Genomic DNA, 24228 nt, shown 5'->3' with positions numbered 1-24228 from the left:
CCTTATTGTGACTTATGCGCTGCTTGGATAGCAGAGATTACCGCTTGTGCTTTGCCGCGCGTTTCGTCTGCTTCCGCTTGTGGATCAGAGTCGAACACAACGCCTGCACCAGCTTGAACTTGAGCAATGCCGTTCTCAACGTAAGCTGAGCGAATTACGATACATGTGTCGAGTGTACCTTCGCCGGTAAGGTAACCCACAGCACCGCCGTAGCTGCCGCGTCGTGCGCCTTCTACATCGCGAATCAACTGCATTGCACGAATCTTTGGTGCGCCAGTGAGCGTGCCCATGTTCATACAAGCTTGGTATGCGTGCAGGGCGTCTAGGTCTTCACGCAGTTGACCAACCACACGAGATACTAAGTGCATTACGTGGCTGTAGCGGTCGACTTTTAGTAGGTCTGCTACGTGGCGAGTGCCAGCTTGAGCAATACGAGCGACGTCGTTACGTGCTAAGTCAACCAACATCATGTGTTCTGCGTTTTCTTTCATGTCGGTGCGCAGTTCAAGTTCGATGCGGCTATCTAGGTCGAAATCGATCTCTCCATTCGGGCGTTTACCACGGCGACGTGTGCCTGCAATTGGGTAGATTTCAATTTGGTTGGTGTCGGTTTCGTACTTAAGCGCGCTTTCTGGTGATGCTCCAAACAAAGTGAACAGCTCATCTTGCATGTAGAACATGTAAGGGCTTGGGTTACTTTGTTTCAGTTCTTTGTAAGCCGCGAGTGGAGAAGGGCAAGGTAGAGTGAATCGGCGAGATGGTACAACTTGGAACACATCGCCTTTCACTACGAACTCTTTTAAGTCGCGAACAGTTTGGCAGAAGTCTGCATCAGACACGCTAGGCTCTACCGTTACATCTGTTATTTGCTCTGCATTTGGCAGCAGTTTTGGCGCTGCGCATTGTGCACAGATTTCTGCAATGCGAGTCTCTAGCGCTAGTTTTTCTGAATCATCCACAAACAATGTAGCTTGAAGCTGGCAAGATTCCGTTTGATGGTCGACAACAAGTAGTGTTTCCGCTACGTAGAAAACGTAATCTGGACATTGATTGGTTGCTTCTGCATTACCAAGCGGCTCGAAGTTTGCGACTAAGTCGTAGGCAAACAGACCGCCAAGGAAAATCGCGTGTTTGTCTTGCTGTGAAATATCGAAGCTGTGTTGCACTAAACGTAGAGCGTCAAAAGAAGAAGCTTCACGTAGTCGAGAGTCTTCATCTAACGTGTCGCATGGCTGGCTAAACTCCAAAGTCAGCGTTTCGCCATCGAACTTACTCTCAACGTCACCACGGATGTTCTGGTTTAGGTGAGACAGTAGGTTTTTACCGTTGTTGGTTAACGCCTGCATGTTTACAGTGTGGCCGTAACAAACGATGCGCACCGCTGAATCGACGATTAAAAGTGATTTTAGATTCTGTTTCGAATCAATTTCAGCGGATTCGAGAAGCAAGCTATCTCTTTTGTTCTCACAAATGGTATGGAACAAACGTGTTGGGTCTTGAGTGTAAGGAACCGAAGTCTTTAATACTTCTAGGCATCCAAGTTTCTTGATTTCTATGGCCTTATTCACAAGACCTCCTTGTAGCTGTCTAAATCTTCCTGCCGTACATAGTCGCATAAAGCAAACGTTCTCCCAATCTAGAGTTAGCCATATTCGATTAATGTTTAGGCAGTTGAATGTGAAATGAGCAACAAAACAAAAAAGCCCGCTTAAGTAGCGGGCTTTACAACGTTTGGTTCTATAAACTAGAAGTATACGTTTGCCCACCAAGAACTAGTCCAAGTGCGCCACCAAGCAAGATCTGATGAGTTTGCCTTATTAAGACAAACCGCAACTTTCGCTTTTTGGTTTTGGTTAAATTCTTGTAACATGGTGAACCTTAAATTACGTACTTTGTATTTGTGTACTAGTTAACTAGTGCGAGAGTAAAAAGTCAACCCCAAAACAGCATTAAAACGATAAAAATATGAGAATTGATTTACATAGTCACACCACTGCATCGGACGGTCGGTTAGAGCCTAAAGATTTAGTGGAAAGGGCGCTGAGTTTTGATATCGAGGTTTTGGCGATCACTGATCACGATACGGTTGACGGCTTGGCGTTAGCCAAGCAACACGTTCAAGACAATAACTTGCCGATCAAAATCATCAACGGCATTGAGATATCGACTGTCTGGCAAAACAAAGACATTCATATTGTCGGCTTGAATATCGATCCGGAAAATGAACAATTATCCGCCCTCATCGAGCAGCAGAAGCAGCACCGCATAACAAGGTCAGAGTTGATTGCAGAGCGACTACAAAAAGCAACTCGGGAAGGTGTGCTCGAAGAAGTAAGGCAGATCGCCGGTGATGCGCCTATTACGAGAGCGCACTTCGCGAAATGGTTGGTGGATAATGGTTACGCAAAAACCATGCAAATGGTGTTTAAAAAATACCTAACGCGTAATAACCCAGGTTATGTACCACCGAATTGGTGCTCGATGAAAGATGCGGTTGATGCTATCCATGCTGCTGGTGGTTTGGCGGTATTAGCGCATCCTGGAAGATATAAGTTGACAGCGAAGTGGATTAAGCGTCTTCTAGCAGCGTTTGTAGAAGCAAACGGCGATGCGATGGAAGTTGCACAGCCACAGCAAGCGCAACAAGAAAGGCGCAACTTGGCTGATTATGCTATACAATACAAACTATTAGCGTCTCAAGGCAGTGATTTTCACTACCCATCCCCTTGGATGGAGCTAGGAAGGAACCTTTGGTTGCCCGCAGGCGTCGAACCAGTTTGGAAAGATTGGGGTATTGATCCTTCGTTGGATATATCAAAGTAACCTCAAAGCGTGGGTTTCAGTATCAAATAACTGGAAAGTGTATATTGGGTATTAATGTGGCTTTCCTTGTCGTTGCAACTGAACAACACTTTGAATCTTGAAGTCACTTGATAAAGCACAACAAGGCGGCATTCAAGCTCCACATAAGAATATAGAGCCGAGAGGCTCGATAATGAGGAATTACAATGAGCCAGTTTTTTTACGTTCACCCAGAAAACCCACAGGCTCGCTTGATTAATCAAGCAGTAGCAATCATTCGTAACGGCGGCGTTGTGGTGTACCCTACCGATTCAGGGTATGCACTTGGCTGTCAGTTGGAGAACAAACAGGCACTGGAACGAATCTGTCAGATCCGTCGTTTGGATGATAAGCATAACTTTACATTACTGTGTCGTGATTTGTCGGAACTTTCTCTCTATGCGCGAGTGGATAACTCTGCATTCCGACTGCTGAAAAATAACACACCAGGTCCTTACACCTTCATCTTCAAAGGCACAAAAGAAGTGCCGCGTCGTTTGATGAATGCAAAACGTAAGACCATCGGTATCCGTGTTCCAGACAATCAAATTGCCTTGGATTTGTTGGAAGCATTAGGTGAACCGATGATGTCTACGTCGTTGATCCTACCTGGCAGTGACGTAACAGAGTCTGATCCGGAAGATATTCGCGATAAACTAGAACATGCGGTTGATGTGATTCTTAATGGCGGTTACTTAGGTGAACAACCTACGACCGTCATTGACTTTAGCGAAGGTGAACCTGTTGTGGTGCGTTTGGGATCAGGTGACCCGGCACCATTCGAATAATTCGACTAATAGGCGTACACCACCGTCAAACAAAATAGGAGGCATCGCGCCTCCTATTTTAGTTGTCATATCGAATATCTCATTGAACTTAACTGTTTGAGATTAAGCGAAATCGAAAATGTCGATACCATTTTGTTCAGCATAGTTGATGTATGCAGAGCTCACACCGTTTAGTGTCACTTCAACATTGTATTCATCACTTGAGAATACTGCCCAGCCACACTCATTGTAAGATAAAGTCAGATCATCCGCTGAATCCAAGAACGTATCTCGAATGCCATCGTTATCAGTGTCTCGGCCCATATCAAAGACAAGTTTGTCATGGAAAATATTAAAATCGACAATGTCGGCTTTGACATCAATATTGTTGGAAGATACTGGCTGATCAGGTACACCAATAGCCAGGCGGTTTGTAAGCACGAAAGTGTCGTCTCCACAGCCGCCGCTCAGTACTGATTCACCATCGCCAACGACGAGCGTGTCGTTACCCCAACCCCCACTCAAGTAGTTGTTGCCTGAGTAATCAAAAATTGTATCATCGCCACAACCACCAAAGAGCTTGTCATTTCCTAATCCGCCCGATAGGAAGTCGTTGCCAAAGCCGCCAGAAACAAAGTCGTTCCCTCGGCCACCGAGCAAGGTATCGTCTCCCCAGCCCCCGAAGACAACATCATTGCCTCCGTATCCTACGAACTTATCATCACCACAGAAGCCGAAGAAAATATCGGTTGTTTCAGACCCTTTTGTACCGGTCATATCGTCATCTTGAGATGTCCCAAAAATCCAATTTAGGTCTAGATTTAGCATAGACATTGTTCTATTCCTTTTTGTCTGATTTATGCCAATCGCCGAAAATGCAGAGCTAATCTAGCTAGTTAAAATACACGATAACGTTAGTGTCATTTTTAATAGTAAATAGTGACTTACCGATGCTTCTTTCTTGCTATGAGTGCTCATTTATCCACGATGATTGGTATTACTTAGCAGCAAACAGGGACGGCTTATTCTTCGTTGCTTTCTAGCAATACGAACAGTAAACACACCCCAAGTGGTTATTGTTGTAACCCTGACAATTTTATCAGGTACTGCATGGTTAAAGTGGCTCGGGAAGACCGATATTAGTGGGATTCTCGCTGGGGAATATCAGTATTAAGTAGGAAAAAAGTTGCAGAATAGAGTAAATATTTTCGACGTTCTAAAGTGAATTTTGGGTGTGGAGAATGGCGCCGATTTAGCTTACATTAACTGAGAAAGTTACGTATAATGTCGGACCGAAAAATCCCACTGAAATGGGTAATTAGCAAAATACAGACCAATCCTGGTCTAGACGTCTGTGAAGACGACACATAGGTAGATAAATGAGCGAAAAGTTACAAAAAGTATTAGCACGTGCTGGTCACGGTTCTCGTCGTGAGATTGAATCGTTAATTAAATCTGGTCGCGTTAGCGTGAACGGTGTAGTCGCTAAGCTTGGTGAAAGACTTGAAGACGAGAGCAGCGTAGTTCGTATCGATGGTCACATTGTCTCTGCAAAGATTCAAGAAGAAGTGATTTGTCGTGTACTTGCGTACTACAAACCCGAGGGTGAACTGTGTACTCGTCACGATCCAGAAGGTCGTCGTACTGTTTTTGATCGTCTGCCAAAAATTCGTGGCTCTCGTTGGATTTCAGTTGGTCGTCTGGATGCGAACACTTCTGGTCTTCTGCTTTTCACAACGGATGGTGAACTGGCGAACCGCTTAATGCACCCAAGCCGCCAAGTTGAACGTGAATACCTAGTACGTGTGTTCGGTGAAGTAACTGAACAGAAAGTTCGTAATCTAGTAAAAGGTGTTGAACTGGAAGACGGTTTAGCTCGCTTTGAAGATGTTGTTTACGCGGGTGGTGAAGGCATGAACCACACGTTTTACGTTGTTATCAACGAAGGTCGTAACCGCGAAGTTCGTCGACTATGGGAATCGCAAGAGTGTACCGTTAGTCGTCTGAAACGTGTTCGTTACGGCGACATCTTCTTAGACAAGAAACTGCCTCGTGGCGGTTGGATGGAGCTTGACCTGAAAGAAGTAAACTACTTGCGTGAGCTTGTAGAGCTTCGTCCAGAGAAAGAAACCATGCTTGATCTGAACAAAGACAACACGTCACGCAAACGTGAGCGTGCACGCAGCCAAAAAATTCGTCGCGCAGTTAAGCGCCATGAAGAGCGTGTTAACACGCCAAAAGGTCGCAGCAACAACCCTTCTCGTCGTAAGCCGAAGAAGACCGCTGGTGATCAAGGTGCACGTAACAAGCATCGTTAATCGATAGCAAAACATCAGAAAGGCTTGCCAACTTGGCAAGCCTTTTTCTTATCTGTTACATAGCGAAAGGATCTAAAGCCGATATAGAGAAGGGTGTTTGGATAAACAAATATCGCAGCTAAACAAAAACAGCAGATAAAAAAATACCAGCGCTAGGCTGGTATTTTTTATCATGATGAAGAAACGTTAATCGCGTTTCCAAAGCATATGGCAGAACTTATGTTCAGGGTCTCGGCTGATTAGCATACGAGCAAATACGTCATCAAGAACGTCATTTTCCTCATTTACTAGGCCGATACGAACCTCTGCATATACTTCTTTGTCGATCTCGAAGCCAACATGTTCAACCCAGTCATCACCAGTTTCAACAAGTTCTGCGGCACCACGATCTTCAAATTGCGCAGTAAACAGAATCACGTCAGCAGGCTCTAGATTATCTGGAGCCATTTCAAGGAAAATGTCGTACGCTGCGTCGATGACGTCGTCGTAAGAAATCAAATCAGACATGCTTATGCTCGGCTCATGTATTTACGTTCAGCTGTGTTAATGATAACACGGTCACCAGTTGCAATGTACTCAGGAACCTGGATGACAAGACCTGAAGCGAAGCGTGCTGGTTTAGTACGAGCAGATGCAGAAGCACCTTTGATTGACGGGTCAGTTTCTTCAATCACTAGCTCAACAGAAGATGGTAGTTCAATACCCACAGCAGCACCGTTAACAAGGATAATGTGGATACCTTGTGTATCTTCGTTGATGAACAGCATGTCGTCTTCAACTTCATTGTGCTTGAATGTGTATTGTGAGTAGTCTTCGTTATCCATGAAGATGTGCTCATCGCCGTCAGCGTATGAGTACACAACTGCACGTTTGTTCATTTCTACCGTTTCAACAACGTCATCAGACTTGTAACGCTCATCTACACGTGCGCCCGTGTTTAGATCTGTACAACGCATTTTGTAGATTTTAGCGCCGCCACGACCGCCAGGAGTCGTTACTTCGATGTCTTTAACTAGAAGAGTTTTACCATTAGACTCGATTGCGAAGCCTTTTTTGATTTCACTTGCCTTTGGCATTGTATATTCCTATTCATACTTATTAAGCAAAACTCGGTGATTATAGCGCTAAGTTAGCCGCCTAGCATTAAAATTCATTGCAGAAATTTGTTGTTACTCCCATGACTAAACACCTGAATGGACTTGATTCAGTGAGTCGGCTAAGAGAACATATAGCTCAACTTCTTGAACCATCTGAGATCACGTTTTAAGTCATGTCTCTGCCTGTTATCGATCCTAAACAACCATTTCAACCAGAGTTTGCGCCTTTAATTAGAGAAGTCACCGCTTGTCTCAAAGGTGGACTGGGGCAAAACTTACACAGCGTTTATGTGTATGGTAGCGTCGCTCGCAAAACAGCGGTCGCTGGGAGGTCGAACTTAGACCTGGTTGTCGTTACTAAATCGTCTTTTGAGCACAATCGCGCGACTTTGCTCAACACAATTAAGTGGCGTGCGCAGCAGAGTTACCCTCAAGTTAATGGTGTATCGGTCCGTACAGCCTTAGTGAGCGAAGTAGCTAATTTAGATAGTATTTTCACTTGGGGCTTTATGCTTAAGCATTGCTGTGTCTGCGTCTATGGTGATGATCTGGCAGACTGTTTTGGTGATTACGTTCCAAGTTGGGAAATTGCTAAGCACTGGAATATGGATGTGGAAGATTGGATTACGGTGTATCGCAAAAAAATCGTACAAGCGAAGACGATAGAAGAGCAGGTGGCCGCCCAGCGCGTGATTGCTAAAAAGTTACTAAGAGCGTCATACTCTTTGGTGATGTATCGAGATAAACGTTGGTTTGATGACCCTATACAATGTGGCAAGGTATTCTTAACTTATCATCCTGAAAAGCAGCTTGAGATCGAGCGGCTAGAAATTTTACTTTCTGGCCGGGGTATTCCCAAGCGTTCTGTTATCGGGCTAATTGATGCGTTTGGTGATTGGTTAGTCAAACAGTACCAGAAAACAGAGTTTCGTATCGGTTAAAACAACCCCATTTGTGGTGCTGAAAGCCTGTCAAAATCCGTCCCAATGAAAGGGAGAATCGCATCTGCAACGGGTTTGAGTTGTTTATCAATGTAATGTTGATAATCAATCGGGCTATTGAGGTACTCATAAGGTTCAGGACCGTTCACGGTTATAATGTATTCAATTCGTCCTTTGTTTTGATACTGTAATGGGCGTCCAAGCTTGGCATTTATCTCATCCGCTAAACGAGCTGCACGCACTTGTGGCGGGACGTTCTTCTGATACTCATGCAGTTTTCTGCGCAGTCGTTTTTGATACACCAACTGTTCATCAAATTCACCGTTGTTAGTTTTCTCAACCATCTCTCGGACATAGTCGCTTGGATCTTCACCATGGAAAATCATGCTATAGAGTGTATTTTGAAATTTCTGTGCTAACGAGGTCCAATCAGTACGGGCACTTTCTAACCCTTTAAATACAATCCGTTCTTGCTCTCCTTCACCGATTAAACCCGCATAGCGCTTTTTCGAGCCAGTTTCTGCGCCACGAATCGTTGGCATAAGGAATCTGCGATAATGGGTTTCATACTCGATTTCCAACATAGATGTTAGGTTGTACTCAGAACGCAGGTGTTCTTGCCACCAAGAGTTGATGTAATCAACTAATTGATTTCCAACAGCGTCAGCTTCTACTTGACTGTATGGTCGATTCAACGACACGAATGTGGAATCCGTATCGCCGTAAATCACTTGATAGCCTTGCTCCTCAATCAGCACCTTAGTTTGCTTCATGATTTCATGTCCGCGCATGGTAATACTAGAAGCTAACCGAGTATCAAAGAAACGACATCCCGATGACCCCAGTACGCCATAAAACGAGTTCATGATGATTTTGATTGCCTGAGAAAAAGCTTTTTCATTGTTCTTCTTTGCAACATCACGTGCTGCCCAAAGCTTTTCAATCATTTCTGGTAAAAAGTGTTTCGTACGATGGAACTGTCCACCGCGAAAGCCAGGAACAGCCTGATTATCTTCTTTTCCAATATCGAGTAATAACCCCTCAACCAAACCCATAGGATCAATCAAGAAAGAGCGAATAATCGATGGATATAGACTCTTAAAGTCCAATACTAAAACGGAATCATATAGGTTAGGGATGGAGTCCATCACGTAACCGCCGGGGCTCGCAATCCAATTTTCAGGGTGTAGGTTTGGGGCAACGTAGCCTGCTCGGTGTATCTGAGGCATGTATAGGTTTGTGAATGCTGCAACCGAACCGCCTACACGATCCAGTTCTACACCAGTGAGGCGAGAGCGTTCAATTGCAAAGTCGAGCAGGTGAGTGTGATTGAAAATCTTATTCACTAACACGCAGTCTTGTAAATTATATTTAGCCAGCGATGGTTTGTCGGAGCGGTACATACGATTGATCTCATCCATGCGGTCATGAACGTTGTGGATTTCTTTCCCTTCCCCCAAGAGTTCTTGAGATACAGACTCTAATGACCAAGACCGAAAGTGATAAGTCGCCGTTTTTAACGTATCGATACCGTCCATTACAACTCGCCCGGGAATGGAAATAAACCCTTGTTGGCTTTGAGATGAACTTCTGAAAAAGCTGGCTTGGTCTGCTCTACCAAGCATTAGCTTCATGTTGTGCCATTCTGCTCGTTTGTGTAGCAGACGAAAGTCAAAATCAATGACACTCCAACCGACAATGACATCGGGGTCGAATTGTTTAAACCAAACGATGAGTGCTTCTAGAAGCGCTTTTTCATCCTTAACCCATTGTATCGGTGTCTCCGAAGGTTCTGGTTCTCCGATCATGATAACGCGGGAATCCATGACGCTGTCTAATCCGATGGAGTAAAGAATGCCTTTCTCAGAGCATTCTAGATCTAACGAGACAACGTTTAACTTCGGCTCATATTGCCCCGTACGGCATTTTGCGTTCTGGACGCGTTGGTAGCCATTGGTACGAGTCACATTGCCTGTAAACTCAATACTACCTTTAATAAAACGCTCCATGAGGTAGCGATCGGCGAGGCGAATATCGCTTTCGTAAGTGGTGATATCTTTTTGAGCGAACGTGTCTTTAAGTGTGAGAGCGTCTCTGGTTACGTTGGTATAGCATGCAGAAAGAGGCGTATGTTCAAACGTTTTGAGATCCAAAAAGCGGATGTCGACGGGTATGTTTTTTTCTCGCGCGAGTGTTTTTGCTTGCTCTGAGTGTTTCTGAGCGATGAAAAATACTGGCTTCTCACCATTAATAAGTAACTGAGTAGGACCTGCTTCTGTCGAAAGCCACAGCTCGATTTGAGTTTGACCTTTGATGTCTCGCGCCTGTCGAGTAAGCAGAAAGCCTTGTTGGATATTCAAATGTGAGAAACCTTAGAAAACTTGAAGAACGCTAGTTTAACATTAAGAACTGTAAAAATAACCAGTAAAGAAAACGGTTCAAATTTTTGCTGGAATTAGTGATTACAAGTTAACCTCTGGTGCAAGAGGGACAGTGTCACTTTAAGTTATAGCGTGTTTCTCTGGGCAATATGAAACCTAGTTACTTGATTTATTGTACTTAATGTTGTTAATTGTCTTTTCTTAGATTTCGGTTCTGCTCATCACGCTCTAAAATAATAGAGTGGTTTATGAATAAGTTCTTGCTAAAGTTTGCGTTTCAGCACATATTCATAGAAAGCAATTTTTTGTCGATTACGTTAGTATATAGGCAGTCATACTGATATCCACATTTAACAAATAATGGTTATGTGGGTGCAGAACCAATACAAAGTGTGGAGATACAAGTTTGATAAATGTTTTCCTTGTAGATGATCACGAGCTGGTTCGCACAGGGATACGACGTATTATTGAAGACGTCCGTGGAATGAACGTAGCAGGAGAAGCTGACAGCGGTGAAGATGCAGTAAAATGGTGTCGCAGTAATCATGCTGACGTCGTTTTAATGGACATGAACATGCCAGGAATTGGTGGCTTGGAAGCCACTAAAAAAATTCTTCGCGTGAATCCTGATGTGAAAATCATCGTACTTACCGTTCATACAGAAAACCCGTTTCCAACCAAGGTGATGCAGGCAGGTGCGTCTGGTTATTTAACCAAAGGTGCTGGCCCTGATGAAATGGTGAATGCGATTCGTGTAGTTAATAGTGGGCAGCGTTACATCTCACCAGAGATTGCGCAGCAGATGGCATTGAGTCAATTTTCTCCAGCCTCTGAGAACCCTTTTAAAGACTTATCCGAACGTGAATTGCAGATCATGCTTATGATCACCAAAGGCCAAAAGGTAACGGATATTTCTGAGCAACTTAATTTAAGTCCAAAGACAGTCAACAGCTATCGCTACCGACTCTTTAGTAAATTGGACATTAATGGTGACGTTGAGTTAACTCACTTAGCGATTCGCCACGGAATGCTGGACACCGAGACCCTTTAGCGTGAATCCTCCCTTCGATTCGGCTTCCTTTCTCAAGACAGTAACTCATCAGCCCGGCGTTTACAGAATGTACAACGCCGAAGCTGTTGTCATCTATGTAGGTAAAGCCAAAGACCTAAAAAAGCGCCTTTCAAGCTACTTTCGAAAAAAGTAGACAGTGAGAAAACTCGCGCGCTTGTCAGTAATATCGCCAAAATTGACGTCACAGTGACTCACACTGAGACAGAAGCGCTCATCTTAGAGCATAACTACATCAAGCAGTATTTACCGAAATACAATGTTTTGCTGCGAGATGATAAGTCTTACCCTTATATCTTTATTAGCGGTCATAAGCACCCACGGCTTTCTATCCACCGTGGCGCCAAGAAGCGCAAAGGTGAATATTTTGGCCCCTACCCAGATTCTGGTGCAGTAAGAGAAACATTGCATTTGCTGCAAAAGATATTTCCTGTGCGTCAGTGTGAAGACACCGTCTATTCCAACCGAACGCGCCCATGTTTGATGTACCAAATTGGCCGTTGTGCAGGGCCATGCGTTGATACCATCATTTCTGATGAAGAATACGCAGAGCTGGTTGGCTTTGTGCGCATGTTTTTGCAAGGCAAAGACCAGCAAGTACTCAAACAACTGATCGAGAAAATGGAAGTTGCCAGTCAGCAACTGCGCTTTGAAGATGCCGCTAAATTTCGCGATCAAATCCAAGCGATTAGACGTGTTCAAGAGCAGCAGTATGTCTCAGAAGACAGCATGGATGATATGGATGTACTAGGGTTTGCTCAGGAGAATGGTATTGCGTGTATTCATATCCTAATGATACGCCAAGGTAAAGTGCTTGGTAGCCGTAGCCATTTTCCGAAAATCCCACAAAATACAAGCCAGCAGGAAGTGTTCGATAGTTTTCTGACTCAATACTATTTGAGCCATAACGAAGCGCGCACGATTCCTTCTCGTATTATTTTGAATCAAGAGTTGGCAGAAGATATTGCGCCAATACAGAAAGCGTTAAGTGAAGTGGCAGGTCGTAAGGTTCATTTCCATACCTCGCCAACTGGCTCTCGAGCAAGGTATCTCAAGCTTTCGAACACGAATGCACTAACGGCGATTACCACCAAAATCAATCACAAGATGACGATTAATCAGCGTTTTCATGCGCTTCGCGAAACATTGAAGTTGGAGTCTATTGCTCGAATGGAGTGTTTTGATATCTCCCATACCATGGGGGAAAGTACGATTGCATCGTGTGTGGTGTTCAACAATGAAGGCCCCGTTAAGCAGGAGTATCGTCGCTATAACATCACTGGGATTACTGGTGGTGACGATTACGCTGCAATGGGACAAGCGTTGGAGCGCCGTTATTCGAAGCAATTGGACGTAGAGAAAATTCCCGACATCATCTTTATCGATGGTGGTAAAGGCCAGTTAAATCGTGCGCATGACATCATTTCGCAATATTGGGGAGATTGGCCAAAGCGTCCCATCATGATTGGTATTGCAAAAGGCGTTACTCGCAAACCAGGTTTAGAAACGCTGATTACAGTCGATGGGGACGAGTTTCATTTACCAAGCGATGATCCAGCGCTGCACCTTATTCAACATATTCGTGATGAAAGCCATAACCATGCTATAGCGGGGCATCGTGCTAAGCGAGGTAAAACCAGACGTACTAGTGCACTTGAAGGGATTGAGGGAATTGGCCCTAAACGACGTCAGGCGTTACTCAAGTACATGGGTGGGTTACAAGAACTTAAACGTGCAAGTGTCGAAGAAATCGCCAAAGTACCGGGAATAAGTCACTCTTTAGCAGAAATTATTTTCCAAGCATTGAAACAATAAGGAAAATCGCGCAACATTAAGCCGCAATGTGTAAGAGAATAATAAAATGCGTTTGAATATCCCGAACATTCTGTCTCTTCTTAGACTGTTCCTAATCCCTGTTTTTGTGGTTGTCTTTTATCTACCTTATTCATGGGCACCGTTTGCAGCAGCAATGGTGTTTTGGGTAGCGGGTTTTACTGACTGGCTTGACGGTATGTTGGCCCGTAAACTTGGCCAAACTTCTCGTTTTGGTGCGTTTATTGATCCTGTTGCTGATAAAGTGCTAGTGGCAACGGCATTGATTTTAATCACGGAACATTACCATTCAATTTGGGTGACCATTCCTGCGGTAACGATGATCGCGCGAGAAATCATTATCTCAGCATTGCGAGAATGGATGGCTGAAATCGGTAAGCGAGCCAGTGTTGCGGTATCTTGGGTTGGCAAAGTAAAAACTGTTTCGCAAATGTTCGCCTTATGGGTGTTGATATGGCGTTACGATGAATGGATGGTTTGGCTAGGCTTTGCAGCCTTGTATGTGGCAACTTTCTTGACGTACTGGTCAATGATTCAATATTTAGCAGCTGCGAAAGACGATCTGTTGAATGAAGAGCATCATTAAATTCTGATATTAGAAAGCAGGCTTAATAGCCTGCTTTTTTGTATCTAAGATAATCTACAGCATTTCTTTGCTTCTCACGTTTTTCAATGCTTGCTAACAGTCATGCTTGAAATTTGTATCTGGGGCTTTTGCTTCGATAGAGTTCCATATGTGATCTAAGTCTTGTTTTCGCCCTTGGAGAGTCTCAGAGAAGCGAGCCTCCTGATTATTAACGCTTCAATACACGTAACGCACGGCCATCAGTGTAAGGCGTAGCCAAAGTTTTATGATAAACAAGTGTATTTAAGCGATTTTTAGTATTAAAACTAAGCAATCTACAGTCTTTCGCACAAATTCTAGTCAAACGATTTAAAAAAATAAAAATAGTATTGACTCGATCGCTCGAATCCGTAGAATGCATCCCGTACCCAAGAGAGCACAGCTCAGTAGGGTGGTGAAAAAAAGCTTAGCTTTATTCACAGATTAGGCGCCTTGGCAGAGTGGCTATGCAGCGGATTGCAAATCCGTGGACCTCGGTTCGACTCCGGGAGGCGCCTCCATTATTCTTTTGAGAGTGAATAGCTTTCGAGAATAAATGCGACACTAGCTCAGTTGGTAGAGCGCAACCTTGCCAAGGTTGAGGTCACGAGTTCGAACCTCGTGTGTCGCTCCAAATTTTATTGATATGGCGTTAGCGGTATCAGATGGTGTTTTACTTTTCTGTAAAGGCATCACAAAGAATATTTGTGTGCCCTGGTGGTGGAATTGGTAGACACAAGGGATTTAAAATCCCTCGACGTTCGCGTTGTGCCGGTTCAAGTCCGGCCCGGGGCACCATCTCATATTAAATGCGACACTAGCTCAGTTGGTAGAGCGCAACCTTGCCAAGGTTGAGGTCACGAGTTCGAACCTCGTGTGTCGCTCCAGGTTTAAGGCCCAGCATAAAAAATGCTGGGCCTTTTTTGTGTTTCTTAAAATCTTAAATTTCTTCTTCGCGATGTATTTCTTTAAGCACTGAGCTCCTTCAGCTTACTAACTTAACTCCTTGTTAATTTTAGCCATAGCAACGTCACTTCATGGCCATACCTATCCGACTAGTTTAAGTTTAGTCAATCAAAGTTCTGTGAATAAAGACTCATCGATTTAGGCTGAGCAGTAACGTAAATACTAGCTCTGTTAAATGCCTTGGATACTGAAAATAATGTTCTACGATTAAAGAGTGGTATGTTCATAAACCGTTTTGGTTCATGGCGCTGATATTGTAAGGATATTTGTTTAATTAACAGGTATTTGAGAAAAGAAGAAAAGCGTTGTAGATGAGTATGAATGTACAAATATCACTAGGGGGAACTTTGTTGTGATTTGCGTCACTGTTACTAATATGAAAAATCGTTGCCAGAAGATTTTATTTTGTGATAAATTCGCGCGCAATCTCGGAGCGTAATTAACAACGTTTGATCTCTGGGGGATACGCGTAGTGACCATTCAAGCTGATTGTGACACTGCGTAGGGTAGGTATCGGCAAAGCCTTTTGTCGATAGACGGGATACTAATGCTGTAAAAGCGGCATATTAATGGGAAACCCAACATTGAAACCTTTGAATAAACACACACTAATCAGCTTCATACTGCCGAAATGTCCTGTTTTACAAAACGGGTGCATTACGGAACCTTGATTAATCCCTTTTACATATAAAGTCACGAATATCGTGACAGATGATCTGTATTTGTCATTTTGCACTGACAAATGCGGAGGGGTATACACACCTCCTGTAACTTCATTCCAATGATTATTAATACAGGATATAGAATTATTATAATTCAAGGGATTATGTAGTATGAGCACTGCCTTTGAAGTCGATAGCAATATCGCAAACATTTTTTCGTCTCAGGTTCCTATCGTTGAGGGAACGTATGACTTAACGCCAGATCAAGTATTGATTGATCAGGCTGAGCATGAATCTGAAGTGCGTTCTTATCCACGTCGCTTGCCAATCGCAATCAAACAAGCTTTTGGTTGCTTGGTTGAAGATACACGTGGACAGATCTTTTTAGACTGCCTTGCGGGGGCGGGCACTCTAGCTTTGGGGTATAACCATCCTGAAATAAACCAAGCTCTGAAAGAGCAATTAGATTCGGGTCTGCCATATCAGACGCTAGATATTGCAACATCAGCAAAAACGACGTTTATTCAATCTGTTAAATCTTTTCTTCCTCAAGAGTTAAGTGAGAACAGCGTTATCCAATTTTGTGGTCCGTCTGGAGCCGATGCAGTTGAAGCCGCGATCAAACTCGCGAAGCAGACTACTGGTCGCAACACCATGTTTGCTTTTCGTGGCGCATATCATGGTATGACTAACGGCACAATGGGCATGATGGGCAACCTAGGTACGAAAGCGCGTCGAACTGGTTTAATGTCAGATGTGCACTTTATGCCTTTCCCATACAATCTGCGTTGTCCATTTGGGCTTGGCGGTGATGAAGGTGCGAAAGCAAGCATTCGTTATATCGATCGTCTTTTAAACGATGATGAATCGGGCATTATGAAGCCTGCTGCGATCATCGTTGAGCCAGTGCAAGGTGAGGGTGGTGTTGTTCCTGCGCCAGCATTCTGGCTGCGAGAGTTACGTCGTATTTGTGATGAACACGGTATCTTACTGATCTTCGATGAGATCCAGTGTGGTGTTGGTAAAACTGGCTACAATTTCGCATTTGAAGAGTCGGGAATTGTTCCAGATATCCTGTGTTTATCAAAAGCTATTGGCGGTGGCTTACCAATGTCGCTATTGGTTATCAACAAGCAGCATGATACTTGGAAGCCGGGCGAACACACAGGTACGTTTCGTGGCAATCAGTTAGCCATGGTCTCTGGTGCGAAAGCATTAGAAATCATCCAGCGTGACAATCTGGTTGAGCATGCCAATATTGCGGGCCAGTATTTGCACTATGGTCTTGAAAGCATTCAAAAGCGCGTGAACTGTATCGCAGAAGTACGTGGCAAAGGCTTGATGCTTGGTGTGGAGATTAAAAATCCAAACGGTGAGCTCAATAAATTTGGCGAACCTCAAGCGGATAGTGAACTCACTCTTTCCATTCAACGCGCAGCACTTGAGCGTGGCTTGATCGTTGAGAAAGGCGGACGTGAAGGTGCAGTAATTCGCTTCCTTCCTCCTCTTATCATCTCGTTTGAGCAAATCGACTTTGCTTTACGTGTATTTGAAGACGCGATTTTAGCAGCAGGCGGTAGTCACATCGAAACTCAGCCACAAGATGAATGGAAGAAGCATTTCATCCACACTGGAGAGTTGGGCAGCAATGAGTTTGCTTCGGTGATGAATCACACTACGACAGCAATGAAATCAGTGTTTGAACAGGTTGCTGCACCATACTCAGGTATGGATCCAAAAGCATTGGAAGCAGCGATCCATGCTGTTGATCTTGACAATAAAAATGCGCCTCTCAAAACGGTTATTGATGATGCAGCCGAGTTGGTCGCGAAAAACGCGATTTTTACTCAACATCCAGATTGTATCGCTCACCTTCATACTCCACCGTTGATGCCTGCTATTGCCGCAGAGGCAATGATTGCGGCTTTGAACCAATCAATGGACTCATGGGATCAAGCTTCATCAGCGACTTATGTTGAACAGAAAGTTGTGAACTGGCTATGCGATAAATACGAGTTAGGTGAAAAAGCGGACGGTATCTTCACGAGCGGCGGCACGCAAAGTAATCAAATGGGTTTGATGCTTGCGCGTGATTGGATTGCTGACAAACTCAGTGCGCACTCAATTCAAAAGCTTGGCCTTCCTGAATACGCAGACAAGCTGCGTATTGTATGTTCGAAAAAATCCCACTTCACGGTTCAAAAATCAGCGTCTTGGATGGGGTTGGGTGAAAAAGCGGTTATGACCGTCGATGCTAATGCCGATGGAACGATGGATGTCACTAAGTTAGACGAAGTTCTAAATCAGGCAAAAGCAGAAGGTTTGATCCCATTTGCAATTGTCGGCACAGCGGGCACAACGGATCACGGTGCTATTGATGACCTAGACTTTATCGCCGATATGGCAGCGAAACATGACATGTGGATGCACGTCGACGGTGCATACGGTGGAGCTCTGATTCTAAGTAGCCAAAAAGCCCGTCTGAAAGGTTGTGAGCGTGCACACTCCATCAGCGTAGACTTCCACAAGTTGTTTTACCAAACCATCAGTTGTGGCGCGCTGTTGGTGAATGACAAGTCTAACTTTAAATTCCTGCTTCATCACGCAGACTACTTGAACCGCGAACACGACGAACTACCGAACTTGGTGGATAAGTCTATTGCTACAACTAAGCGTTTTGATGCGCTCAAAGTGTTTATGACGATGCAAAGCGTGGGGCCAAAAGCCCTAGGTGATATGTACGATCATTTACTTGATCAGACGCTTGAAGTTGCGGACATGATTCGAGATAACAAACACTTTGAGTTGTTGGCTGAACCATCGCTATCTACGGTTCTGTTCCGCGCGACACATGAATCAGCGGATCTTGACGAACTGAACAAAACGTTGCGCTTAGAAGCGTTAACACGCGGTATCGCGGTATTGGGTGAAACCATTGTCGACGATAAAACCGCGCTTAAATTTACGATTTTGAACCCGTGTCTGACGACGGCGGACTTTGAATCTTTGCTCTCAAAAATCAATACGCTAGCGGCAGAGCTAGTTTAACAAAGGTAACGGAAAACTATGGCAATTCTACAGATTGGTGCAGGCGGCGTTGGCTGGGTAGTTGCACATAAAGCAGCACAAAACAACGACGTTCTGGGTGATATCACAATCGCATCACGTACCGTAGGTAAGTGTGAGAAAATCATCGAATCGATTCAGAAGAAAAACAATCTGAAAGATTCAACTAAGAAACTAGAAGCTCGTGCGGTAAACGCGGACGACGTAGATTCTTTAGTTGCTTTAATTAAAGAAGTGCAGCCTGACTTAGTGATCAACGCGGGTCCTCCTTGGGTGAACATGTCTATTATGGAAGCATGTTACCAAGCTAAAGTGTCATACCTTGATACATCTGTTGCGGTTGATTTGTGCTCTGAAGGCCAACAAGTACCTCAAGCTTACGATTGGCAGTGGGGCTACCGTGAGAAGTTTGAAGAGGCGGGTATCACAGGTATTCTTGGTGCCGGTTTCGATCCGGGCGTAGTATCGGTGTTTGCTGCATACGCGGTGAAACATCTGTTCGATGAAATCGATACTATCGACGTAATGGATGTAAACGCAGGTGACCACGGTAAGAAGTTCGCAACTAACTTTGACCCAGAAACGAACATGCTTGAGATTCAAGGTGATTCCTTCTACTGGGAAAACGGCGAGTGGAAACAAGTACCTTGTCACTCACGCATGCTTGAGTTTGAATTCCCGAACTGTGGTTCACATAAAGTGTACTCAATGGCGCACGACGAAGTTCGATCTATGCAAGAGTTCATCCCGGCGAAACGCATTGAGTTTTGGATGGGGTTCGGTGACCGTTACCTGAACTATTTCAACGTAATGCGCGATATTGGTCTACTCAGCCCAGACCCACTGACGCTGCACGACGGCACGGTAGTCCAACCTCTACACGTATTGAAAGCGCTACTGCCGGACCCAACATCTCTCGCACCAGGTTATACAGGCTTAACGTGTATCGGTACTTGGGTACAAGGTAAGAAAGACGGTAAAGATCGCAGCGTATTTATCTACAACAACGCAGATCACGAAGTTGCATACGAAGATGTTGAACACCAAGCTATCTCATACACCACTGGCGTACCTGCGATCACCGCGGCTTTACAGTTTTTCCGTGGTAAGTGGGCAGACAAAGGCGTGTTCAACATGGAGCAGCTAGATCCAGACCCATTCCTAGAAACCATGCCATCGATTGGTCTAGATTGGCATGTTCAAGAACTGGAGCCAGGACAACCTGTTATCCATAAATTGAAGTAAGAATTTAGCGACTCTTATTTGTACGTTTAAGCCGATGCACTTGCGTCGGCTTTGTTCGATTTTATAGTGCCTTTGCTAAGGCGAAGGGACGTAAGGTATCAAAATGCAACAAAACGAACTAAAAACGCCATACTTCATGATCAATGAAGACAAGCTGATTGAGAACCTAGAGAAAGCAAAACAGCTAAAAGACATCTCTGGTGTGAAGCTTGTATTAGCACTGAAGTGCTTCTCAACATGGGGTGTATTCGACATCATCAAGCCTTACCTAGACGGAACAACAAGTTCTGGCCCGTTTGAAGTGAAGCTTGGCTACGAAACGTTCGGTGGTGAGACACACGCATACAGTGTGGGTTACAGCGAAGATGACGTTCGCGACGTGGCGGACATCTGTGACAAGATGATCTTTAACTCTCAGTCACAGCTAGCGGCTTATCGTCATATTGTCGAAGGTAAAGCATCGATTGGCTTGCGACTAAACCCAGGTGTGAGCTACGCAGGGCAAGACTTAGCAAACCCAGCTCGTCAATTCTCTCGTCTTGGTGTTCAGGCTGATCACATCAAACCGGAAATTTTTGATGGTATTGATGGCGTAATGTTCCACATGAACTGTGAGAACAAAGACGTGGATGCGTTTATCGGCTTACTCGATGCTATTTCAGAGCAGTTTGGCGAGTACCTAGATAAGCTGGACTGGGTAAGCATGGGTGGCGGCGTTTTCTTCACATGGCCGGGGTACGACATCGAGAAGTTGGGTTTAGCGCTTAAAGCATTCTCAGAGAAACACGGCGTACAAATGTATCTAGAGCCGGGTGAAGCGATCATCACTAAGACAACCGATCTTGTTGTAACAGTGGTTGATATTGTGGAGAACGTGAAGAAGACGGCGATTGTCGATTCAGCAACAGAAGCTCACCGTTTGGATACGCTTATCTACAACGAGCCAGCGTCCATTCTTGAAGCATCTGAAAACGGTGAACATGAATACGTGATTGGATCGTGCTCTTGTTTAGCTGGTGACCAGTTTTGCGTGGCGAACTTCGAACAGCCTCTCGAGATCGGACAGCGTCTGCACATTCTAGATAGTGCAGGTTACACCATGGTGAAACTGAACTGGTTTAACGGTCTACGTATGCCTTCGGTTTACTGTGAACGCTCGAATGGTGACATTCAAAAACTGAATGAATTTGACTACTCTGATTTCAAACGTTCACTGTCTCAGTGGTCAGTGAAATAAAACGTATCGAGTATTAGAACGACAAAGAGCAGCTGAATTGCTGCTCTTTTTTATTGGGGAAGCGTTAAAGGTATGCAGTTAGCTTTCTACAATTACACGAGTGTCTTCACTCAGAGATTCTAACTCATTAGCCACGTCCTCAATCTCTAGCTCGCTAGGCAGTTTAATCGCCATTTTTGCGCTGAATAAGCTGGAGCTTACCCCACCGCCGCCTGCAATGAATACGCGTTGGCAATCCATATCTAGAATTGAAATGCCTTGATTATCGAGAACGTGAGTAATTTCATTCACAATACCTGCTCTATCGTTGGCATCTAAGCGAAGCTGAAAGATAGTGTCTTCACGATGCGAGTGAGGATCCGAGTCAACGAACCTAACCACAAGAGTTTGACATGAAGAGAACGCCTCTTTAACGATGTCGGCATTTTCTCTTGGAAGCTCTACTTTGATGACACCTGCAACTTGATCTTCAATAAAGTTTACTTTGCTTATCAGCCATTTACCGCCATTTTCATGAGTAATTGCTGCGAGTTCTTTGATAGTTGCGGGTGACGCTTGTCCGACAAAATTAACAATAAATACGGTGTTCATAATGTCCCCTCCTGGAATAAGGTTTGGACGCAGTACGAATAAACGTGCTACTTAAGTTATTGGAATAAATCCTTTTATTTAGTGTAGGTGCTAGGAGAGGGTTATGTTTGATGAAAGTCAATTTTTGACACTAATTCGTGAAGCAAATAATTAAAACGATGTTTAGGGCACAAAAAAGCAGCCATCATAAGGCTGCTTTTCTACTGAGTATCAACTCAACTCAAGTCAAGGCTAAAATGTTACTTTTAGTTCGACACCGTAAAATTGGCTGTCGTAGTTGGCGCCTGCGTCCATTGCGAATTTTGCGACGTCTTGATTACCAAACCAAGGTGATGAATTAAATTGTAGCTCTGCACTACCGCCCCACGCATCGGTTACCCAATAATGGATATGCCCAACAGGGTTTAGGAAGAAGAGTGATACATCACCGACGGTTTCAGAGCCCATGACTTCGCCGCCGTTTGCTACAATATCTTGCTCAGCAGTGAGCATCATTTCGCCAACCACAGCACCAAAGAATGGTGTGATAAAAATATCCTGCCAAGATGGCACTTCTGCAAATGCCTCTACTCCGTACTCCCAAAAGAACGTTGACATGGTTGCGGAGTACAAGAATGACTGAAACTCGTTATAGCCAGCGTGGCGTGCGGCTGTGTAGTAAACGCCGCCAAAATAAGGGTGCATGATGTAGTTGAGGACATGTTCATCACGATCCCAAACAGGCCCGTCAGAGACATTATCTTTCCATTTTTGACCCAGCTTACTCATGTCTCGGTCTTCTTCGTCCCACTTAGTGATACTTTCTGGAAGGAAAGTCATCATACCAACGGTTGCGATACTCAGGCCAAGAATGGTGTATGTTTGACCCATGAGGTAATCCCAGTCTTTATCTTGAGGGATTATGAGATGTTTAGGCTGAAGCCCTGCATCAAGATTTAATGAATCATCATTATTCTGTTCAAACATAAGACCGCGATTTTGAGACTCGAAGGTGTACAGAGTCGTCGTTTCGCAGTAACCTGACAAGCAATCAGGTGTGTAAGAAAACTCCGTATGACTGGTCATATCGTACTGACTTGCGTGCGCAAGCGCTGACGAAGTCAAGCAAAGGCCAGTTAGAGTTTTCTTGAACATGGATGATTTTGACACAAAGGTCTCCGAGTTGATGGTGTGATGATTGGGCTCGCAATTATCCCTCAAAACATCAACCATTTAAATACTTGATCCTTATTTAGTCCCAATATATCTCGTCGAGATTCGTCCAAATAAAAAGAAAAATAAGCACTATAACGAATAATAGGATCGTGCTTATGTTCAGGAGTCAGTTGTGAAAATAGCAATGCTTAGTACCGGTGAGGAAGTGCTCCACGGTGATATTGTTGATACTAATGCGGCATGGTTATCTAGCCTGTTTTATCAACATGGATTTGGCTTAACAAAGCGCTCAACGGTTGGTGATAGCCTGTCGAGCTTGGTTGAAGAGTTTTTAATGTTGAGCTTCAACAATGACGTGGTGATCGTGAATGGTGGTTTAGGGCCAACGACCGATGATATGAGTGCGGCCGCCGCAGCGAGAGCTGCTGAGTGTAAACTCGTGCTTTTCAAAGAGTGGTTGCAGCATCTAGAAAGTTTGTATGCTCGACGTGGCATCCCAATGCCAGACAGTAACTTAAAACAAGCCATGCTACCAGAAACGGCTGAGATTTTGGATAACCCGATAGGCACGGCCTGTGGTTTCAAGATGCTGATTAATGATGCCATTTTTTATTTTACGCCGGGTGTGCCAAGTGAATTTAAGCTTATGGCAGAGACGCAAATTTTGCCTGATCTGAGAAGAGCTTTTCCAGAGGTGCAAGGTTCATGTTGTAGTCGAATCTATACGTTTGGCCTTTCCGAATCCGGCATCTCGGACAAGCTTGATCAGCTAAAACTTCCTCAAGGGTATGAGCTTGGTTATCGCTCTTACTTGCCTTTTATTGAAGTGAAACTCTTTGGCCCTTCTGACCAGCTTGAACAGCGTTTGAAGTTGGTACAGATGATCAATAAGCATCTTGAAAGCAATACCGTTAGTATTGATTTACCTATGGTTGAAAATGTCGGCCAGTTGTTGGTCGATAAAGGACTAACGGTGTCTATCTCCGAAAAAAGCAGCGGGGGATACTTAACTTATTGGTTAAATAGTGATGAAAACGCTGAAAGGCAACTTGGACATGGTTGGGTACTACCAAGCCAGACTCAAGCGATGAGCAACAGCGGAGACCCATTAGCGGAAACCTTTGCTCTGGCAGGAGCGACGCGAGAGAAGTGTGGGACGGATTTATCACTCGTCACTGGCGATATTGAAGAGGGTGTTTTTTCCGTCGCTTTATCGACACCGTCAGGCGAGTGGGGAGCGTTATATAAACTCTCGAAAAAGTATCAGCGCAATGATCAAGTTAAAGTGATCAGCACGGCAGCACTAGACTTGTTGCGTCGTTACCTAGAACGTAAACCGATGTTTGCACATTATGCATTTTTAGAGAAAGTTAAAGAGATGCATCTCCCAGGTAGTGCTTTATAACCAGAGACCTATAACAGCCTGAGAGATAAAACACGTAGATACAAAAAAGC

At 44.3% G+C, this 24228-nt stretch carries 18 protein-coding genes, 4 tRNA genes, 1 pseudogene and 1 other annotated feature; of the genes and pseudogenes, 15 read left to right on the top strand and 8 right to left on the bottom strand.

What is annotated here, in order from left to right; translation table 11 throughout:
- Positions 1–2: 2 nt before the first annotated feature.
- Together P4S59_RS09365 and P4S59_RS09360 are read right to left on the bottom strand one after the other, a co-directional pair.
- The gene (locus P4S59_RS09365) at positions 3–1568 is read right to left on the bottom strand and encodes an anthranilate synthase component 1 (RefSeq protein ID WP_337168284.1); all 1566 of its coding nucleotides are present in this window, start codon (positions 1566–1568) and stop codon (positions 3–5) included.
- A 126-nt stretch (positions 1569–1694) separates the two neighbouring features.
- Positions 1695–1798 (bottom strand) — a sequence feature (Trp leader region).
- Complete coding sequence (locus P4S59_RS09360) at positions 1745–1870, bottom strand: trp operon leader peptide (protein WP_005376787.1); 126 nt, start codon at positions 1868–1870, stop codon at positions 1745–1747. Its footprint overlaps the feature before it by 54 nt.
- Before the next feature lie 95 nt (positions 1871–1965).
- Between P4S59_RS09360 and rnm the strand changes: the two genes are divergently transcribed.
- Both rnm and P4S59_RS09350 read left to right on the top strand, forming a co-directional pair.
- A complete protein-coding gene (gene rnm / locus P4S59_RS09355; RefSeq protein WP_337168283.1) occupies positions 1966–2823 on the top strand; it encodes an RNase RNM in 858 nt (285 codons plus the stop codon).
- A gap of 185 nt (positions 2824–3008) precedes the next feature.
- Positions 3009–3629 (top strand): L-threonylcarbamoyladenylate synthase, encoded by a 621-nt coding sequence (locus tag P4S59_RS09350; RefSeq protein WP_005376791.1) that lies wholly within the window; start codon positions 3009–3011, stop codon positions 3627–3629.
- A 102-nt stretch (positions 3630–3731) separates the two neighbouring features.
- Here the strand turns inward: P4S59_RS09350 and P4S59_RS09345 are convergent, their stop codons facing one another.
- Entirely contained in the window at positions 3732–4442 is a 711-nt protein-coding gene (locus P4S59_RS09345) for a calcium-binding protein (RefSeq protein WP_337168282.1), read from the bottom strand.
- A 545-nt stretch (positions 4443–4987) separates the two neighbouring features.
- Between P4S59_RS09345 and rluB the strand changes: the two genes are divergently transcribed.
- Complete coding sequence (gene rluB / locus P4S59_RS09340; RefSeq protein WP_005376798.1) at positions 4988–5926, top strand: 23S rRNA pseudouridine(2605) synthase RluB; 939 nt, start codon at positions 4988–4990, stop codon at positions 5924–5926.
- Positions 5927–6112: 186 nt separating this feature from the next.
- Here the strand turns inward: rluB and P4S59_RS09335 are convergent, their stop codons facing one another.
- Both P4S59_RS09335 and efpL read right to left on the bottom strand, forming a co-directional pair.
- A complete protein-coding gene (locus tag P4S59_RS09335) occupies positions 6113–6433 on the bottom strand; it encodes an HI1450 family dsDNA-mimic protein (protein ID WP_005376800.1) in 321 nt (106 codons plus the stop codon).
- A 2-nt stretch (positions 6434–6435) separates the two neighbouring features.
- Positions 6436–7002, bottom strand: coding sequence for an elongation factor P-like protein EfpL (efpL, locus tag P4S59_RS09330; RefSeq protein ID WP_005376801.1), 567 nt, complete (start codon positions 7000–7002; stop codon positions 6436–6438).
- A 194-nt stretch (positions 7003–7196) separates the two neighbouring features.
- Here efpL and P4S59_RS09325 point away from each other — a divergent pair, with 194 nt between their 5' ends.
- Positions 7197–7964 (top strand): nucleotidyltransferase, encoded by a 768-nt coding sequence (locus P4S59_RS09325; protein ID WP_053808900.1) that lies wholly within the window; start codon positions 7197–7199, stop codon positions 7962–7964.
- Here the strand turns inward: P4S59_RS09325 and P4S59_RS09320 are convergent.
- Positions 7961–10324 carry a DNA polymerase II gene (locus tag P4S59_RS09320; RefSeq protein ID WP_337168281.1) on the bottom strand — a complete coding sequence of 788 codons (2364 nt, stop codon included), beginning with the start codon at positions 10322–10324 and terminating at the stop codon, positions 7961–7963. The genes P4S59_RS09325 and P4S59_RS09320 overlap by 4 nt on opposite strands.
- Positions 10325–10751: 427 nt before the next feature.
- Here P4S59_RS09320 and uvrY point away from each other — a divergent pair, with 427 nt between their 5' ends.
- The 10 genes and pseudogenes from uvrY (at position 10752) to nspC (ending at position 21027) form a co-directional block, all read left to right on the top strand.
- Entirely contained in the window at positions 10752–11396 is a 645-nt protein-coding gene (uvrY, locus tag P4S59_RS09315; RefSeq protein ID WP_005386783.1) for a UvrY/SirA/GacA family response regulator transcription factor, read from the top strand.
- Between the two features lies 1 nt (position 11397).
- Positions 11398–13229, top strand: a pseudogene (gene uvrC / locus P4S59_RS09310) (excinuclease ABC subunit UvrC).
- 46 nt (positions 13230–13275) lie between these two features.
- Positions 13276–13833 (top strand): CDP-diacylglycerol--glycerol-3-phosphate 3-phosphatidyltransferase, encoded by a 558-nt coding sequence (gene pgsA, locus P4S59_RS09305; RefSeq protein ID WP_005394805.1) that lies wholly within the window; start codon positions 13276–13278, stop codon positions 13831–13833.
- Between the two features lie 465 nt (positions 13834–14298).
- Positions 14299–14372: transfer RNA gene (locus P4S59_RS09300), tRNA-Cys, on the top strand.
- Between the two features lie 37 nt (positions 14373–14409).
- A tRNA-Gly gene (locus tag P4S59_RS09295) sits at positions 14410–14485 on the top strand.
- Between the two features lie 77 nt (positions 14486–14562).
- Positions 14563–14649, top strand: a tRNA-Leu gene (locus P4S59_RS09290).
- Between the two features lie 13 nt (positions 14650–14662).
- Positions 14663–14738: transfer RNA gene (locus P4S59_RS09285), tRNA-Gly, on the top strand.
- Positions 14739–15650: 912 nt separating this feature from the next.
- On the top strand, positions 15651–18527 hold the full coding sequence (locus P4S59_RS09280; RefSeq protein WP_170902992.1) for a pyridoxal phosphate-dependent class III aminotransferase: 2877 nt from the start codon (positions 15651–15653) through the stop codon (positions 18525–18527).
- Between the two features lie 18 nt (positions 18528–18545).
- On the top strand, positions 18546–19790 hold the full coding sequence (locus P4S59_RS09275; RefSeq protein ID WP_005394799.1) for a carboxynorspermidine synthase: 1245 nt from the start codon (positions 18546–18548) through the stop codon (positions 19788–19790).
- Positions 19791–19893: 103 nt separating this feature from the next.
- On the top strand, positions 19894–21027 hold the full coding sequence (gene nspC, locus P4S59_RS09270) for a carboxynorspermidine decarboxylase (protein WP_005394797.1): 1134 nt from the start codon (positions 19894–19896) through the stop codon (positions 21025–21027).
- 78 nt (positions 21028–21105) lie between these two features.
- Here nspC and P4S59_RS09265 read toward each other — a convergent pair whose 3' ends face one another.
- Complete coding sequence (locus tag P4S59_RS09265; protein ID WP_005394795.1) at positions 21106–21618, bottom strand: glycine cleavage system protein R; 513 nt, start codon at positions 21616–21618, stop codon at positions 21106–21108.
- 231 nt (positions 21619–21849) lie between these two features.
- Positions 21850–22752, bottom strand: coding sequence for a DUF3943 domain-containing protein (locus P4S59_RS09260; RefSeq protein ID WP_031780425.1), 903 nt, complete (start codon positions 22750–22752; stop codon positions 21850–21852).
- 193 nt (positions 22753–22945) lie between these two features.
- Here P4S59_RS09260 and P4S59_RS09255 point away from each other — a divergent pair, with 193 nt between their 5' ends.
- Positions 22946–24178 carry a CinA family nicotinamide mononucleotide deamidase-related protein gene (locus P4S59_RS09255; protein ID WP_301576908.1) on the top strand — a complete coding sequence of 411 codons (1233 nt, stop codon included), beginning with the start codon at positions 22946–22948 and terminating at the stop codon, positions 24176–24178.
- Positions 24179–24228: the final 50 nt, after the last annotated feature.

Origin of the sequence: Vibrio sp. M60_M70 (assembly GCF_037162085.1) — a bacterium.
Classification (GTDB): Bacteria; Pseudomonadota; Gammaproteobacteria; order Enterobacterales; family Vibrionaceae; genus Vibrio; species Vibrio diabolicus.
The sequence above is the reverse complement of the archived record's forward strand: the minus strand, read 5'-3'. Positions and strand labels throughout refer to the sequence as shown.

Coding starts and splice junctions, on each gene's coding strand:
- P4S59_RS09360 (WP_005376787.1), bottom strand. CDS start 1,870: ATGTTACAAGAATTTAACCAAAACCAAAAAGCGAAAGTTGCGGTTTGT.
- rnm (WP_337168283.1), top strand. CDS start 1,966: ATGAGAATTGATTTACATAGTCACACCACTGCATCGGACGGTCGGTTA.
- P4S59_RS09350 (WP_005376791.1), top strand. CDS start 3,009: ATGAGCCAGTTTTTTTACGTTCACCCAGAAAACCCACAGGCTCGCTTG.
- P4S59_RS09345 (WP_337168282.1), bottom strand. CDS start 4,442: ATGTCTATGCTAAATCTAGACCTAAATTGGATTTTTGGGACATCTCAA.
- rluB (WP_005376798.1), top strand. CDS start 4,988: ATGAGCGAAAAGTTACAAAAAGTATTAGCACGTGCTGGTCACGGTTCT.
- P4S59_RS09335 (WP_005376800.1), bottom strand. CDS start 6,433: ATGTCTGATTTGATTTCTTACGACGACGTCATCGACGCAGCGTACGAC.
- efpL (WP_005376801.1), bottom strand. CDS start 7,002: ATGCCAAAGGCAAGTGAAATCAAAAAAGGCTTCGCAATCGAGTCTAAT.
- P4S59_RS09325 (WP_053808900.1), top strand. CDS start 7,197: ATGTCTCTGCCTGTTATCGATCCTAAACAACCATTTCAACCAGAGTTT.
- pgsA (WP_005394805.1), top strand. CDS start 13,276: ATGCGTTTGAATATCCCGAACATTCTGTCTCTTCTTAGACTGTTCCTA.
- P4S59_RS09280 (WP_170902992.1), top strand. CDS start 15,651: ATGAGCACTGCCTTTGAAGTCGATAGCAATATCGCAAACATTTTTTCG.
- P4S59_RS09275 (WP_005394799.1), top strand. CDS start 18,546: ATGGCAATTCTACAGATTGGTGCAGGCGGCGTTGGCTGGGTAGTTGCA.
- nspC (WP_005394797.1), top strand. CDS start 19,894: ATGCAACAAAACGAACTAAAAACGCCATACTTCATGATCAATGAAGAC.
- P4S59_RS09265 (WP_005394795.1), bottom strand. CDS start 21,618: ATGAACACCGTATTTATTGTTAATTTTGTCGGACAAGCGTCACCCGCA.
- P4S59_RS09260 (WP_031780425.1), bottom strand. CDS start 22,752: ATGTTCAAGAAAACTCTAACTGGCCTTTGCTTGACTTCGTCAGCGCTT.